The organism is Kordiimonas sediminis (assembly GCF_014656395.1).
GTDB classification, from domain to species: domain Bacteria; phylum Pseudomonadota; class Alphaproteobacteria; order Sphingomonadales; family Kordiimonadaceae; genus Kordiimonas_A; species Kordiimonas_A sediminis.
This window is the reverse complement of sequence record NZ_BNCI01000002.1, coordinates 162,319-177,927: the sequence shown is the minus strand read 5'-3', so window position 1 is coordinate 177,927 and position 15,609 is coordinate 162,319. Positions and strand designations below refer to the sequence as shown.

At 49.4% G+C, this 15,609-nt stretch carries 12 protein-coding genes; 6 read left to right on the top strand and 6 right to left on the bottom strand.

All coding sequences use genetic code 11. From position 1 onward, the window contains the following. Positions 1-7 precede the first annotated feature (7 nt). Positions 8-3,157 (top strand): efflux RND transporter permease subunit, encoded by a 3,150-nt coding sequence (locus IE181_RS08385; protein WP_191251918.1) that lies wholly within the window; start codon positions 8-10, stop codon positions 3,155-3,157. A 104-nt stretch (positions 3,158-3,261) separates the two neighbouring features. Here the strand turns inward: IE181_RS08385 and IE181_RS08380 are convergent, their stop codons facing one another. The 5 genes from IE181_RS08380 to IE181_RS08360 all read right to left on the bottom strand — a co-directional run bounded on the left by IE181_RS08380 (position 3,262) and on the right by IE181_RS08360 (position 9,266). Further along, positions 3,262-5,559, bottom strand: coding sequence for a carbohydrate binding family 9 domain-containing protein (locus tag IE181_RS08380; protein WP_191251916.1), 2,298 nt, complete (start codon positions 5,557-5,559; stop codon positions 3,262-3,264). Between the two features lie 104 nt (positions 5,560-5,663). Continuing rightward, positions 5,664-6,854 (bottom strand): hypothetical protein, encoded by a 1,191-nt coding sequence (locus tag IE181_RS08375; protein ID WP_191251914.1) that lies wholly within the window; start codon positions 6,852-6,854, stop codon positions 5,664-5,666. 23 nt (positions 6,855-6,877) lie between these two features. Next, positions 6,878-7,630: a peptidoglycan recognition protein family protein gene (locus IE181_RS08370; RefSeq protein ID WP_191251913.1), complete on the bottom strand. Its 753-nt coding sequence runs from the start codon at positions 7,628-7,630 to the stop codon at positions 6,878-6,880. Beyond that, positions 7,630-8,538, bottom strand: coding sequence for a DMT family transporter (locus IE181_RS08365; RefSeq protein WP_191251912.1), 909 nt, complete (start codon positions 8,536-8,538; stop codon positions 7,630-7,632). Before IE181_RS08365 ends, IE181_RS08370 begins: the two co-directional genes overlap by 1 nt. Next, on the bottom strand, positions 8,535-9,266 hold the full coding sequence (locus IE181_RS08360) for a TerB family tellurite resistance protein (RefSeq protein WP_191251911.1): 732 nt from the start codon (positions 9,264-9,266) through the stop codon (positions 8,535-8,537). Before IE181_RS08360 ends, IE181_RS08365 begins: the two co-directional genes overlap by 4 nt. 196 nt (positions 9,267-9,462) lie before the next feature. Between IE181_RS08360 and IE181_RS08355 the strand changes: the two genes are divergently transcribed. The 5 genes from IE181_RS08355 (at position 9,463) to IE181_RS08335 (ending at position 14,882) form a co-directional block, all read left to right on the top strand. Continuing rightward, positions 9,463-10,590, top strand: coding sequence for a beta-ketoacyl-ACP synthase III (locus tag IE181_RS08355; RefSeq protein ID WP_191251910.1), 1,128 nt, complete (start codon positions 9,463-9,465; stop codon positions 10,588-10,590). A 22-nt stretch (positions 10,591-10,612) separates the two neighbouring features. Continuing rightward, positions 10,613-11,743, top strand: a complete 1,131-nt coding sequence (locus tag IE181_RS08350; protein ID WP_191251909.1) for a beta-ketoacyl-ACP synthase III — start codon at positions 10,613-10,615, stop codon at positions 11,741-11,743. 93 nt (positions 11,744-11,836) lie between these two features. After that, positions 11,837-12,214 carry a BlaI/MecI/CopY family transcriptional regulator gene (locus tag IE181_RS08345; RefSeq protein ID WP_191251908.1) on the top strand — a complete coding sequence of 126 codons (378 nt, stop codon included), beginning with the start codon at positions 11,837-11,839 and terminating at the stop codon, positions 12,212-12,214. Beyond that, positions 12,211-14,715, top strand: coding sequence for a M56 family metallopeptidase (locus IE181_RS08340; RefSeq protein ID WP_191251907.1), 2,505 nt, complete (start codon positions 12,211-12,213; stop codon positions 14,713-14,715). Before IE181_RS08345 ends, IE181_RS08340 begins: the two co-directional genes overlap by 4 nt. Then, positions 14,700-14,882 carry a hypothetical protein gene (locus IE181_RS08335; RefSeq protein ID WP_191251905.1) on the top strand — a complete coding sequence of 61 codons (183 nt, stop codon included), beginning with the start codon at positions 14,700-14,702 and terminating at the stop codon, positions 14,880-14,882. The genes IE181_RS08340 and IE181_RS08335 overlap by 16 nt, the downstream gene beginning before the upstream one ends. 67 nt (positions 14,883-14,949) lie before the next feature. Here the strand turns inward: IE181_RS08335 and IE181_RS08330 are convergent, their stop codons facing one another. Further along, positions 14,950-15,603 carry a PAS domain-containing protein gene (locus IE181_RS08330; RefSeq protein ID WP_268245747.1) on the bottom strand — a complete coding sequence of 218 codons (654 nt, stop codon included), beginning with the start codon at positions 15,601-15,603 and terminating at the stop codon, positions 14,950-14,952. Positions 15,604-15,609 lie beyond the last annotated feature (6 nt).

Genomic DNA, 15,609 nt, shown 5'->3' with positions numbered 1-15,609 from the left:
TACCGTCATGAAGGGGTCCCTTTATAATCATCCACGTGTTGTCTGGCTGTTGCTGTTGCTTATTCTTTTTGCCGGACTGAATGCCTTTAACACCATGCCGCGTCTTGAAGACCCGCACATGGAAAGCCGGATTGTACAGGTTTCAACGCTCTACCCCGGCGCTGATGCCGAGCGGGTAGAAGCAGAAATTACAGAGAAGCTGGAACGCAAACTGCGCGAGGTTCCGGAAGTAAAAGAAGTTACAAGCGTTTCGCGTCCGAATATCAGTTTCATCACTGTGCAACTGAAAGATATGGTCACAGACGCAAAGCCCATCACAGCACGTCTGCGGGATAAAGTTGCTGAGGTAACAGACCTGCCAGAAGGGGCGACGGACCCCGAATTTCGCGACACGGCAATGTATGCGCACTCTGCGATCATTGCGCTGACATGGGAAGCTGATAGCCCGATTAATTATACAATATTGGGCCGACATGCGCGCGAGTTTGAAAATAAACTCCGCAACCTTTCCGGTACAGACTTTGTGGATGTTCTCGGGCTTCCAAAGGAAGAAATCCGCATTGAGGTCGACGACGCCAAACTGGCGGCACACGGCCTGACTGTTGCAGATGTTGCCCGTAAAATTCAGGGTTCCGATGCCCGGGGCACAGCGGGCGTTGTCTCCAGCCCAAAAAATGAAATGGTTGTGCAGGTTGCTGGCGCACTTGACAGTCTAAACCGCATTCGCATGATCCCTCTTGCCTTTGATGAGAAAGGGGCAAGCCTGCGTATTTCAGACATCGCGACGGTAACGCGTTCTTTTGAAGATCCGCCAAAACGTTTGGCATACCTGAATGGATCATACGGGGTGGTGATCGCTGCTCGTATGTATCAGGATAACCGGATTGATTACTGGTCTGACAATATTGCCGCCATCCTGGAAGAAGAAGCTGCGACCTTGCCCGCATCCATCAAAATGGAGCGTATCTTTGACGAAAGGGATTATGCGGACGAACGCCTGAGCGGACTGATGGGCAATCTGGAAATCGGGGCGATTGTCGTACTGACAGTTTTGTTTGTATCCCTTGGGTGGCGCGCGTCGCTAATTGCTGCATCTATATTGCCGCTGACGCTATTGGCGTCCCTTGCTATCCTTGATCTTCTTGGCATGCGTATTCAGCAAGTTGTTGTAACGGGCCTGATCGTCGCCTTGGGCATAATGGTGGATAATGCCATTGTCATCACCGATGAAATTCAACAGCGCCGGCTGAAGGGGGAGCGCCGATCAGTCGCTGTTGCAAAAACTGTCCGCAAACTCTGGCAACCACTGGCGGGGTCCACGCTCACAACAATCATTGCCTTTATGCCCCTGATACTGCTGCCGGGTAATGCCGGTGAATTTATGCTTGGCGTGCCTGCAGCCGTTATCGCCTCCCTGATTGCAAGCTACATCATTGCTTTCACCATTATTTCCGCCGTTGCGGGACGCATTGTGGAAGGCAAATCAAATGACAGTGCGGAACATCACCGTGTTTGGTGGCGAGACGGTATCAAAGGCGGCATAATTGCTGACCTGTTTGAACGTAGCCTGCGCTGGTCGGTACACAAACCCCTGCGGTCTATCGCAGTTTCCATGGCAGTGCCCCTTATCGGGTTTGTCCTAGCAGGCCAGCTAACCGAGCAATTCTTCCCGATCAGTGATCGCAACCAGTTCACAGTGCAGCTTAAAATGCCTGCACAGGCTTCAATCGAGGAAACCCGTGCAACAGCCGAGAAAATGCAGAAGCTGATTGCAGCAAAAGACGGTGTCCTAAATAATCATTGGTTCATTGGCTCCAAACCTGCCAAATTCTACTATGCCATGATTACATCGAATGACGGTGTGGCAAGCATCGCCGAGGGCCTTGTCACCGTGGATGGTTTTGAGCGCGTGACCACGCTGGTCCCCGAGCTACAGGCAGAACTGACAGAAATGGCCCCTGAGGCCGCGGTCATTGTACGGGAATTCAGCTCAGGCCCCCCACTTATGGCGCCGGTCGAAGTCCGTATTCTGGGACCAGACCTGGCTGAGCTTGAGCGTATTGGCGATGAAGTCCGTGCAATCATTGCCGAATTGCCGCATATCACCAACACACAAACATCCCTGAAAGCCGGTCGTCCGATGGTAGAGGTCGCCGCACGGGAAGAAGATGCGTCTGTCACCGGATTATCGCTGTCGGATATTGAAACACAGCTTCAGACGCTTACAAATGGACTGACAGCGACCTATCTGATCGAAGAAACGGAACAGGTGCCTGTTCGATTGATTGTTGATAAGGGCAACCGCGAAGACCTGAATTCGATTGCAAACATGAATCTGATCGCACCCCGGAGTGGGCTGGAACAGGACAATAGTTATGCTGATATTCCCGTTGCCGCAATCGCTGATATTCGGCTGACAACAAAGGTCGGCACAATCAACCACTTCAACGGCGAACGTATGAACAAGGTGACTGCCTATCTGGAGTTTGGTGTCTTACCGCAAACAATTCTGGACAAGCTTCAGGCACGTCTGGCCGAAAGCCCAATAACAATACCGTCCGGTTACAAATTGGAGTTTGGCGGTGAAAGCGAGGAACGAGACGAAGTTGTTGGCAAGCTGTTTGGAACCGTTGGTATTCTTGTTGTCATGATGCTTCTAACTATTGTTCTGACCTTCAACAGTTTTCGTATGGCCTATATCACCTTTGCGGCGGCTGTACAGGCTGGTGGGCTTGGGATGCTGTCGATGTGGGTATTTGATTACCCGCTGAATTTCGTCGTAATTATTGGCGTTATGGGGCTGATTGGGCTCGCGATCAACGCAGCCATTGTCATCCTGTCTGAACTGCGCGGCATCCCTGACGCACGCGCCGGCAATGAAGATGCCGTTGTCCACGGCGTGATGAAAACCGGGCGTCATATTATCTCGACCACCCTGACAACAGTTGGTGGCTTCATGCCGCTGATCATGGCAGGTGGGCTGTTCTGGCCACCCTTTGCCGTAGCAATTGCAGGCGGCGCGCTGCTGTCCATGATTGTCAGCTTCTACTTTGCGCCGGCAGCATTTCTCTATCTGACCCGCATGCGGCCAGTCACCGGCCCCGGCGGCGATTTTGAAGCGGCCGTTATTCGGCGTCCCGACACCTGTTCAGAGTAACTCCCATAGGCCCGTACCCAAACGGTCTATACGTTAACTCTCCAAACAAAAGGGCGGCCTGATCATTATGACAGGCCGCCCCTGATGAATGCGTTAGATCGCAATTAAAACCGTAATGTATATCCAACTTTTAGTGACACTTCCCTGTCCGTTGAGACAAAATTATCGGTTTCCTCATCCACCTCAAACCCCTGATTGACAACAAAATACAGATCCCTGCCAGGCTGTGGGTTATAGCGCAATCTTGAGTTTACCCCGCCTTCATCGCTGACATTGTCATACTGTACCTTTGTGATCCAGGACCATTCGCTATTGAAGGCAACATCAGTGCGCAGTGACATAATTCTGGTTATGAAGTCACCTTCAATCAGCGTGATGTCATTTTGTGCATAGCGGCCAGAAATTTTAAAATATTTGATTGGCTGGTAATTAACCGTCATCGCCATCCGTGTTTTTTCACCGCTGTAGAAATCACCTTTGGAAAGCTGGGCTTCAACCGAAACCGGACGGAACTCTGCCGTTTCCAGATTCAGGGACCAATAATTATATTTATAGTCACCGATTGGGATAATGACCCCGTCTACAATCTCAAATTCTTCATCCAGATTGTCTTTCTCACTGCTAACGTCGAACCAGATCTCATCCCCCGCACGGGTCACAAGCTTCAAAGGACGAAATTCTACTTTTTGCTTACTGGTGCCGCCGTCTATCCGTGAATCCAGATCAAATACAAATTCGGTATTTATCCGTTCGAACATGCCGCCATCAGGCCGGTAATTATAGCCAAGCTTGGTGAAAAAGATATTCAGACCGGGATCACGGACCCACCCAAGCGCAGGATCAAAATTTTCTTCAATCCGCTTGGCGATTGCCATACCAAAGGCGCCGTCTCTGCTAGGCAGGTCCAGCTTAATGCCCAGCGCCTTGTTTTTACCAGTAATTCCTGGACGGTGTGTTTTCTGTCCCCATCCAGATACCTGCACCGTACGGCCTGAAAGCAAATCATTGTTCCGGTACATAAAGTCCGCACCGACAGTATAGGCCCCCTGGCCGGTAAGAGGGTCACCGTAGGTAACGATACCGCCTACCGATGTCCGGTCAGAATAGTCATAGGTAAATCGACCCACTGCCAGATTGGCATTTCCTTCTTCCCCAATGCCGCCTTTTTCCTGAATGATATCCAGAAAACCGATATTCCACTTCCCAATTCTGCCGGTGATTTTACCGCCGACCAGAATATCAATAGGCATATTATCGTCATCCAGGCCAATTCGGCGGGAGAAAAACGGGGTGCCGTTATTATAGATATCCCCAAACTGGAAAATATCATTATCCTGCAGGAAGAAGTCGCGTTTTTCCGGTAAAAACAGGGAAAAACGGCTCAGGTTAACAACCTGATCATCCACCTCGGTCGCAGAAAAGTCTGTATTCGCAGTGATTACCGCCGTCATAGAGGGCGAGATTTTATAAAATACATCAAGGCTTGGTTCAATTTTGAACGAGCTTTTGCCCGTATCGTGATCTTTAACGTTTTTGAACGTCAACCCAGGCACCAGATCTAGCCCCATGCCCTGATCAACGCCTGAAACACCGGTCCATTCACCAAAGCTTTCCGGATCAGTCCGGCGGTCAAAGCTGGTCCATGCGATGCGTTCGTTATTGCGTTTGATATCGCGTCCAAAGGAGACACCCCAATTAGGGTTTGACGGATCAAAGTTCAGTGACTTGAACGGTATAGCAATTTCGACAACCCAACCTTCGTCCGTATCTCCTGCTTTGGCATACCAGATAGTATCCCAATCAAAATTGAAATTTTCAAACCCGCCGGGTGCCTCGATCAAGGCATCATCACGAACACCGTTATAGTTTACCTTGAAGAAATATCCGGTTCGACGGTTATTAAAAGGACCTAAATAAAATTTAAAAGAGTCCTCAGAGCCAAGGAACTTACCCTGAATTAGTTCCCGTGCGATAATGTCTGCTTTGTTCGGCTCTGTCATTACGCCCGCGATATAGACAAAGTCCTTATCATAGCCGATGTAAGCAGTCGTCGGCTGTAAGGGTTTCCCATAATTAACCGGTGTTGTTGTATGCAGGTCGTCTGGTAAAATTATTGCAGCGCCTGCCCATTCCTCAGGCGAGAAATTACCATCGATCTTTGGCGCCTTTGCCAGTTTAACAGCGGGAACCGTTTTCCCCACACCGCCAACAATCGGAGTAACCTCTTCTGGTCTGGGCGCAGACAATGGCACAGGACTGGGCGCAGCTAAAGGACTGGGTGCAGCGACAGGGCTGGGCTCCAGCAGCGGAGATGGCTCTAATGCGCTGGCTGGGGCAATGCTAACACTTCCCCAAATCGCAGCCAGACAAACAGTACTAAATACAGATACCCCAAACTTCATATCTCGCCCCCCGAGAAATAATATTTTCTATAGACCAATGGCCAGCTCCACGATGGAAGCTGGCACTTTTTATGTATCTACCTACGCCCCTGCAGGCAGATACTTTATAAAATTCCTGCCGATACCGACAGGCCGTAAGCCTGATTATCGTCATCTTCCATGGTTGCGACGATATCCAGCGCCAGAGAACGCGCTTTATTAGCAATCGCATTCTCTAAAAGTATCAAACGGACTTGATCCCGGTCATATGCCCCATCAAGACCTGATAAGTCAGATAGTAACTCTTTGATATGCTCTGACGTTCCGTTCATGTGACCATTAAAGTCCAGTGACGCCAGATATTCTGCCTTCAGGCCAGGCTCGGAAAACAATCGCAAGCGTGAAAGGGCTGCTTCAGACTGTCCAAGTTTTGCCTCGAGCGGCCCCAACTGTAATGCGAGTTCTGCTGAACTGGTATTGCGTGCCAGACTGCTGGCACGTTCCAGCGCCTCATCAATATACTCCTGCGGCATACCGCCTTCTACATATGCCTTCAGTTGCATAGTAGCGGCAAACGCCTGTTGTTCCCCACCATACACAGAACCAAAAGCATCTGCTGCTTCGTCCGAATACTGTGTAAAGGCATCCATGTTGCCTTGCTTATAGGCAAGCACAGCAAGACTGACCAAACCACGATACCGATAATCAGCCCGCGCGATGGCTTTCACCTCATCATGCAGGGCATTCAGGTCCACACCCGCCAAAGCCGTGGAGCCAACGCGCACATACATGTTTAGGCGCTGCCAGAATGCGCGGGACTTGTTGGATATCTGATTAATTGCAACACGGGCTGCAGCCGGGTCTTGTTGCAGGATTGCCTCTTCTGAAATGGCAATCATTGTCCTGTCTTTCAGCATCGGAATTGTAATTTCCTCGGCAAGTGCAATTGCTGAAGAGAAATCGCCGGAGCGTGCAAATAAAGGCGCAATGGACTTTAAACGGTCCTGTGTCACCAGATCGAGTCTTGCCGACCGCGCCTCTGCCATTGCTAGCTCCAGGGTATCTTTACCCTTTTGAATGTCCCCAGCTTCAATCATGGCACGTGCGACACCGACCAGAACCTTGGACCGCTCTAACGGCAAGCTCTCTTCAATCACGGTCTGAAGCGCAGCGCTTATCGCACAGTCCCAGTCGGGACTAACCAGGCAAGCCTGTGTGTATTCATTTGGCTGGTGGTCGCTGGACACACCTACATCTTGTGCGGATATTCCTGTCGTTGCAATCAGGAGAACGCCCGCAAAAACACCAGATTTCATAAATTTACCCTCCTGACACACTCTTACTGTTGATGATTTGTATAATATTGTGCAATTTTTACAAGTACTTCGTAGGTTCCATAGTCGATATTTCCATTGACCACCGACTGACGCCACCGACGCTGAAACGCGGTGACTATACTACGCATATACGGAGAATATAGTCCGTCTGGATCAAGGGGGTAGCCTATCGCGGTGAATTGTTTCTGCACTGCGGTTATCTGTGCAGCATCCGACGCCTCTGTTACATACGGCTCTGTTGCATGCTCAGTCTCCGGCGGCAATTCCCCTTCTGACAGCGCAATACCTACGCCGTTAGCAGCAAGCCACTGCCAGGGAAACTTCTCCCCTGGGTCATCCTTGCGGTCTGGCGCTATATCACTGTGCCCAACAATCCCGGTATCCGGGATCACATGCCTGCGCCTAATATCATGTACTAAGTCAAGAACACGTTTCATTTGCTTGTCAGTAAAGTCTTGATATCCAAACTCATGCCCCGGGTTCACAATCTCTATGCCGATAGAATATTGGTTTATGCCAACACGGTCACCCCAACGCGAGATCCCTGCATGCCATGCCCGTTTGTCTTCATCGACCAGTGCATATAGCTGACCATCTTCATCAACCAGATAATGGGCAGAAACCTCGAAGGCAGGATCACATAACCGCTCAAGCGCTGCTTGTGCGCTTTCCATGCCAGTGTAATGCAACACCAACATATCGGGCGAAACACCGTCAGGGCGATCATCAAAGTTTGGCGATACCCACTGCGCCATTATTGCTCCCCAAACTTTTTGCCAACACGCTGCACGGTTTTCAGTTCCTTGCTGCCACGGCGTGAGTTTCGCAGTGTTACAATCGCCACTCCTACGATCGTCAGAGTTCCGCCAATCATCATACGGTCTGTCAACACTTCATCCAGAATGAATATCCCACCACCAATCGCGAAAAGAGGCGTTAAAACAAAGTAGGGGGCAATGTGGCTGACTTCATATTTTCTGAGTAAATAATTCAATCCACCATGCCCTACAATTGACGACATGATCGCACTATAAACAACCGCGCCCCACGCAAGCGATCCCGCAGTTGAAATGGCTTCAACCTGCCCCACCTCGAAAATCAGTGATAAAAACACAGAACCTACGCAACCAAACAGGCCAACCCATGCCTGCGTTGTCACTGCTTTCACATCTTTTAGCTGCCGCATCAAAATGGTCGACAAGGCATAGACGAAGGCCGCAGCAGCCATGAATACTACAGCGTCCACATATTCAAAAACGGCTGGGTCAAATCCCAGCACCAACACACCCAGGAAACTGACCGCAATGCCGGATACCCGTTTCCAGCCAACCTGCTCTTTCAAAATGACAATCGCCAGTATCGTGGCAAAGGGTACATTGAGCTGACTGACAATGGCCATCGCACTAACCCCCTCGGCAAAGCTCATGGCGATAAAAATCAAGCCAAAGTGCAGAACACCCAGAACAAAGGCAGCAATGAACAAGTCCTTCATCCGACCCCGAACAGGCTTCAGAAAGGGCAACAGTAAAACCGTGACAATCGCAAAACGGATAGCATTAACGACCATCGGCGGGAAATCAGCCACCGCCCATTTCGCAGCCAGAAAATTCATTCCCCAGACAAAGTTCACGATCACAAGGAATATTGTATCAATCAGGGTCATTGGCCCATTCCTCTTTGCTGGACAATCTGGTCATACGCTACATTTATTTCTGCAGCACGTCTTGTCGCCACCGCAATCAGATCACTTGGCACCCCTTGTGCCATCAGGCGGTCTGGATGATGCTCCCTCACAAGCGCCCGGTAATGCGCCTTAAGAGCCGTATTGCTAATATTTGGCTCTACGCCCAGCACGGTATAAGGGCTATTAACATCAGGCCCTGCCCTACGGTGTATCATGGTCTCAATATCTGCTGATGAAAATCCGAATATTGCGCCCACCGTACGAATGTAATCCAGCTCAGCCGGATGCAGGTGGCCGTCAGACTCTGCGATATAAAAAAGTGCATCGATGATGTCTGTTAAAATGGCGCGATTGTCAGCCATGATGCCCGCGATCTGGCGAGCGTAGGCTTCAAATCCTGCTGCCGACTGGCGCGCCATATCAAACACACGCCCAACATTTTTCATTTCTTCAGCGGGGACGCGGTACAATTGCTTGAATGCATCCACCTCTTCACGCGTAACCCGGCCGTCTACTTTGGCCATTTTGGCGGCAAGCGCTATAACACCGATTGTAAAGGTAATTTGCTTGGTTTGCGCAGGGTCGCCCGTAGCTTTATTGATACCAACATCAACCGCCGCACCGATCGAAACCCCAAGCAAAGCGCCAATCGGCCCGCCGATAGCGAAACCTGCTGTACCACCGATTATTTTACCCCAAATAGACATAGCCAGACCTCTAACACAGGTCGTGGTTTGCGCCTATCTAAAATAGTGCTGATACCATGTTCATCACCATTTTTTGGAAGTGGAGGATTCCGTAGGGTAACAAAGACCTTGGCGCACGCCTAATTAATGACTATATGTGAGCCCTTGTTTTACCGGTCTGGCGACTAGGTCACTGGACATAAACTAGGAATACTGCATGTTTGACGTCGTACTAACTGGAACGGGTCTTTTTGTTCCACCAGCCCGTGTCACCAATGAACAACTGGTCGAAGCCTTTAACGCCTATGCGGACAAGTTTAACGCAGAAAACAAGGCAGACATTGATGCCGGCCTCACACCTGCAATGCAGCATTCCTCAGCAGAATTTATTGAAAAAGCATCCGGCATCAAAGCCCGTCACCTGATCGAAGCCGAGGGTGTTTTAAACCCAGACACACTGCGTCAAGGCTTGCCGGAAGATGCACACGGCGATGATGACAAGCCCTGCATTCAGGCGCAGATGGCGATAAATGCCGCAAAGCAGGCGATTGATCAGGCTGGCATAAAGCCTGAAGATATTGATCTTGTTATCTGCGGCACTGCGGCGCTACAGCGCTCTTTCCCGGCAATTGCCATCGAAGTCCAGCACCACTTGGGAACCAAGGGTTCTGCCTACGATATGGTCATGGCCTGTTCGTCTGCAACATTTGCCCTGATCGCCGGCATCAATGCCATTAAAACAGGTGCTGCAAAACGTGTCCTGATGATCAACCCGGAAATATTCTCCACAATGGTTAATTTCCGTGACAGAGACAGCCACTTTATTTTTGGCGATGTAGCAACGGCCGTGGTGCTCGAACGCTCTGATCTTGCCACTGCACCTGACCAGTGGAAGGTTCTCGACTGTAAGTCAGAGACCTACTATTCAAATAACATCCGTTCCCAGCTTGGCCCCTTAACCCGTAACGAAGGGTCAGAACACCGCGACGATATGTATTTCGTTCAATATGGCCGCAAGGTGTTTAAGGAACTCTTGCCTTTGGTAACCAAGTTCATTTCTACACAACTGAAAGATGCTGGTATCACGGTGAATGATCTGAACCGCATGTGGCTACATCAGGCAAATATCAATATGAACATGTACGCCGCGAAGAAGCTTCTGGGTCGTGATCCAACGTTTGAAGAAGCCCCCACAGTGCTTGAGGAATATGGTAATACGGCCGCTGCTGGTTCCATCATTGCGTTCCACGAACATCGGGAAAATTTAAAGAGTGGCAGCAAAGGCTTGATTTGCTCCTTCGGTGCAGGCTATTCCATTGGAAGTTTACTTGTAGAAAAATTGTAACAAATCATAATTAGGTCCAGACATGAGCAATATAGTAATCAGCGGCACCGGCCTCTACACACCTCCCGATGCAGTCTCTAACGAAAAACTGGTTCAAAGCTATAACGCTCATGTAGACCAATATAATGCGCTCCATGCTGACGAAATTGAAGCTGGCAACATGGAAGCGAAACAACCTTCTACTGTAGAATTTATTGAAAAAGCTTCCGGCATTAAAAACCGGTACCTTATGGAAGGCGAAGGCCCAACAGACGTGAATAGAATGCGTCCAGGCCTTTCCAAACTGGCTGACGAAACAGCCATGGGAACGCCGGTTCAGGTTAAAATGGCGCTAGAAGCAGCCAAGGATGCCCTCAACGAAGCAGGCTTGACCGGCGAAGATATTGATCTTGTGATCATATCATCGTCACTTTGGGAACGTTTTGTTCCCAGCATGGCATGCGAACTGCAACAAATTCTTGGTGCAGGTGGTTTTGCATTCGACATGGCCATGGGCTGTTCGTCCGCAACGTTTGGCATGTCTACTGCCATGGACACTATTAATTCCGGCATGGCAAATAAAGCGCTGGTGATAACGGCTGAATATATCTCCCCTGCAATGAACTATGTAGAACGGGACAGCCACTTTATCTTTGGTGACGCTGCTGTGGCCATGGTGCTGGAGCGAGAGGAAGAAACCAAATCCCAAAACGCTTTCCGCATTAATAGCCGGAAACTATTCACCCAGTATTCCACAAATATTCGTGCCGCATTTGGTGCAAGAACACTTGTTGAAGATCACAAAATCACTGATGCTGACCAGCGTTTCCAACAGGAAGGCCGCGTGGTGTTCCGGGAATTATTGCCAATGGTGATCAATCTTGTGCAAGGCCATCTAGCCGAGGTTGGCAAGCAGGTGTCAGACTTTAAACGTTTCTGGCTGCACCAGGCGAACATTAATATGAATATGTTCGCAACCAAAAAGCTGTTGAATGAAGATCCAACCCAGGACAAAGCTCCTATCGTTCTTGACGAATATGCAAATACGGCTGGTGCTGGCTGCATGATTGCATTCCATAAATATAAAAATGACTTCCAGTCCGGTGATGAAGGCGTGATCTGTTCTTTTGGCGCAAGTTACTCCATCGGCTGTATGTGCGTAGAAAAAGTCTAGCCTCCTAAACCTGCGTTTACAGAACCAACTTATTTCTTGACTCGATCTACTACACATGTAGATATTCTACTACACCTGTAGTGGAGAAAGAGTGTGAGCGAAAAAGTTAAGCTAAGCGATCAGCAATATCAGATTGTAGAAACCCTGTGCCACCTTCAAGGAGGCTCAGCACGTGATGTTCTGAATAATCTGCCAGATCAGTCACTTGCATACACTACAGTTGCGACGATTCTGACCCGGTTAGAGAAGAAAGGCGTGCTGTCCTCTGAAACTGTGGGCAGAGAGCGTGTTTACACCCCTGAAATCAGCGTTTCAGAAATTAAAAGATCTATGGTTGGTGGCTTGATATCAACCTTATTCAAAGGCGATTCAAAAGCACTGCTGGCACATCTTGTACGGGAAGGAGATGTAGATCCAAACGAACTGGAGGATCTGCGGCAGCTTCTTGACAAAAAGGAGGAACAGGAATGATCGATTTCATCCTTGACACCCCTCTTATTGCAGGACTTTTTCGGTTCCTGATTGGTAGCACGATCTTTCTGGGCGGGGTTTACTTGCTGGAAAGAGCATCCATTCTAAAAACAGTAGAAACACGGGAGACGTGCTGGCGCGCTGCGGTGCTGGCTTCTTTACTAACGCTGACCCCAACGACCGTTCTGGCGCCGCTTTGGACGATTACCAATCCGGACGTTACCGGCTTCATCCAGTCACTCGAACAGGACCGGCCACTTGGTCGTTTCATGCCTGTATCAGAGCAACAGCGTACCTGGACGACCGCAGCCTATGAAACCGCAACACAATCAATATCAGACCCTCTTGAAAACACCGAGGGCACCCCGGGTCCAACCAGCGAGGAACCCACCATACAAAACAGAGGCACGACAGCTACCCTGCCAGCAGAATACAAGGGGGCACAGCGACCTTCTCAGGAAACTCAACTGATGACAGCCTACCCTCCAGGGCTGAAGACTAGTTCAGAGTTTTCAACCTCCGTACTCTTCAGCCATGGCTGGGTACATGACATCAGTAGCGCCGTGTTGATTACAGCAGCTTGGTGCCTGATCGGGGCAGCCAGTCTTCTCTTACTGGCTTTTGGATATCGGCGTGCAATACGGTCGCTTGGTACCCGCACTAACATTGAGACCAATCATCAGGCCTACCAAACACTTACAGCAATCTGTCAGAAGGGACGCATCAGAAGTATTCCCAATCTAAGCACGTCGGACCGGATTAAAAGCCCGGTGTGCTTGCCCGCGCGTGAAATCTGCCTGCCTGAATGGGCACTGAACCCATTACCCGAACGGGAAATGCAAAGCCTTCTGGCGCATGAAGTTGCGCACATGATACGCCGCGATCCGGTCATGCTTATCTGTATGCAGTTTTTATCAAGTCTCTGTTTCTTTCAACCGCTGTTCAAAGTAGCGCAGCAGCGGTTGGTTGATCTGGCAGAATTATCCGCTGATGCATGGGCAGCCAAGCATGTCTCTGACGCCCATGCTGTTGCTTCGGCACTTTATACATGCGCTTCAAAAATAACAAAACACGACAACCAGCAGTGGGGATTAGCAATGAGTGGACATAAATCCATCCTTAAATACCGAATAGAAAGCTTGCTTGCCAAAAACAAAACCAGACCGGCCAGCAAAATCACACGAACCGGCATCGCAACAGGCGTTGTTGTTGCGGCCTTTGCCGTCCCGAACATACAGTTCGCAAACGCACTATCCGCACCCTTTACAGACAAAGACAAAGAATGGGAAGTAGTCGTCGCCCCTACCCCGCCAGAAGTTGTCACACCGGTAGCGCCGACAGGGGCTGCCCTTGAAGCAATTGTCGAAGCACCAATGGTTCCTGAGTTTCCTGCCGTTTCAACATCATCACCGCGTTTCGTCGTCTCGAATGCTGTCGTTTCAGGCAATAAAATCAGTGTTAGCGCATCAGAGAGCAACGCATCCTCCTATGCTTATGCAATCTCAGAAGGTGACGAAACCATAGAAACCAACATTACCTTTAATGGCAATAACGGTGCACTGAACTGGGTAACCGGCAATGAAAGCAAAAAGGCTGCGTGGAAAGGGTCCTGGTCACTAAACGCTGATGAAACCATGATCGTTTTCCTTGAAGAAGGCGGAGCATTTGGCCTTGAAACAGAAGATGGTGACAGCAAACAGGAAATCGAGTTCATTACAAATAATGGGACGATTATCAAAGAGTTTCGCATTGACGGAAAACCGCACGGCTTTGACGCAAAAGCACAAGAATGGTTCCACAGCAATATAGTCTTTATCCTGCGCGAAACTGGCTACAACGCCAAGGAACGTGTCAGTCGGTTTCTAAAGAAAGGAGGCGCTGACGCTGTTCTTCATGAAATGGAATTTATCGAAGGTGGCTGGGCGATAAAAACGTACGCGGAGGCACTGACAGCACAGACTTCCCTGTCCAACAAACAAGTAGACCGATTGATTGACAAGCTTTCTACCCTGGATAGCGACTATGAAATGCGCACTGCCTTTACTAACCTTCTGACAAAGGCAGACATTCCTGCAAAATCCCGGCAAAAAGTATGGAAAGCAGCAGAGAATATCGACAGTGATTATGAACTCAGAATGCTGCTGACCCCGTTTGCACAGTCTTTTGACATGCAGAATAAGGATGCCCAGAATTTCTTAAGCCTGGCACAGAGTATCGACAGCGACTATGAGCTAAGACAGCTGCTCGAAGAAGGGCTGGCATCCGCGGAACTTAGTGATCGCAGCTTGACAGAACTTGCCAAAGTCGCATCGGAAATCGAAAGTGACTATGAATACCGCAAGCTTCTTCAGGCTTTTGCAACAAAGCTAACCAGCCATAAATCAGCGATGCAGATCGTACTGGCGGGTATCGATGATATGGACAGCGATTTCGAACGTCGGCAGTTAATCGAGGCTCTTGAGTGCCGAACACGCTGGACACTGAAATGTATACGGCACTGATATCTGCTGCGACCAAAATGGATAGCGACTTTGAAATGGTCTCTACCCTTCTTGCGATCTACGACAGCATGCCACAGGATGACACCTCGAAAAATCTGATGAAAGATGCGGCTGATAGCATTTCAAGTGACTTTGAACGTCAAAAACTGCTTCGCAAACTGCAGTAGAGACTAAGTCAGTCCAATTACAATCAAGAAAAGTGGGCCAAAACATGGTCCACTTTTTTAACCTACCTTAGACATAGGCCCGCGCCGGAATGCCAGCTCCAAGATCAACATAGTGAACCCGTCTGAAATCCATAGAAGACAGGTCAAACCGGTTGCGCGGCGCCATTAGATCGGCGGACCGGCCCACAGGATCATCCGTATCCAGTGCTGACAGATAATAGCGAACAGTCCCATCATTGTCCGCAAGCGGCAAGCAGAGCCCTTGAAAAATTGCCTCTTTACCATGACCGCAACAAACACTGCGTTCCATCATCACACCACACGGAAAGCTCGCTACATTTTCATGCACTGACAGAAGAAGCTTATTGTGATTTTCAGAGCCAAGATAATTACACACATCGACTTTTCTACCGGTAAAATCTGCACCAAAAAAATTCACGATGTGTGTTCCTACCAAACGGTACTGGATACTTTCTTTATTCAAGCGTTCAGTGATCATTATATGTGGCAATATAGATTTAAGCTGAGTGTGCCTAAGGTCAGACTTTCTGGGAACCATTTGCCCGCTTGATGCTGCCAGGTCCTGCCATACATCATACAACGTTTGAAAAGTCCTGGCACACTTATCGCTGACCCGCGGTATTTTCAACGGAGACCGCAGTGATGATGGCTCAATTAAAGAATCTGGCTGGTTCTGTTCGATCGTACGGGGTTCGGTCATCACGCT

Coding starts and splice junctions, on each gene's coding strand:
- IE181_RS08370 (WP_191251913.1), bottom strand. CDS start 7,630: ATGGCGCAGTGGGTATCGCCAAACTTTGATGATCGCCCTGACGGTGTT.
- IE181_RS08335 (WP_191251905.1), top strand. CDS start 14,700: ATGTATACGGCACTGATATCTGCTGCGACCAAAATGGATAGCGACTTT.
- IE181_RS08375 (WP_191251914.1), bottom strand. CDS start 6,854: ATGAAATCTGGTGTTTTTGCGGGCGTTCTCCTGATTGCAACGACAGGA.
- IE181_RS08360 (WP_191251911.1), bottom strand. CDS start 9,266: ATGTCTATTTGGGGTAAAATAATCGGTGGTACAGCAGGTTTCGCTATC.
- IE181_RS08355 (WP_191251910.1), top strand. CDS start 9,463: ATGTTTGACGTCGTACTAACTGGAACGGGTCTTTTTGTTCCACCAGCC.
- IE181_RS08350 (WP_191251909.1), top strand. CDS start 10,613: ATGAGCAATATAGTAATCAGCGGCACCGGCCTCTACACACCTCCCGAT.
- IE181_RS08380 (WP_191251916.1), bottom strand. CDS start 5,559: ATGAAGTTTGGGGTATCTGTATTTAGTACTGTTTGTCTGGCTGCGATT.
- IE181_RS08385 (WP_191251918.1), top strand. CDS start 8: ATGAAGGGGTCCCTTTATAATCATCCACGTGTTGTCTGGCTGTTGCTG.
- IE181_RS08365 (WP_191251912.1), bottom strand. CDS start 8,538: ATGACCCTGATTGATACAATATTCCTTGTGATCGTGAACTTTGTCTGG.
- IE181_RS08330 (WP_268245747.1), bottom strand. CDS start 15,603: ATGACCGAACCCCGTACGATCGAACAGAACCAGCCAGATTCTTTAATT.
- IE181_RS08340 (WP_191251907.1), top strand. CDS start 12,211: ATGATCGATTTCATCCTTGACACCCCTCTTATTGCAGGACTTTTTCGG.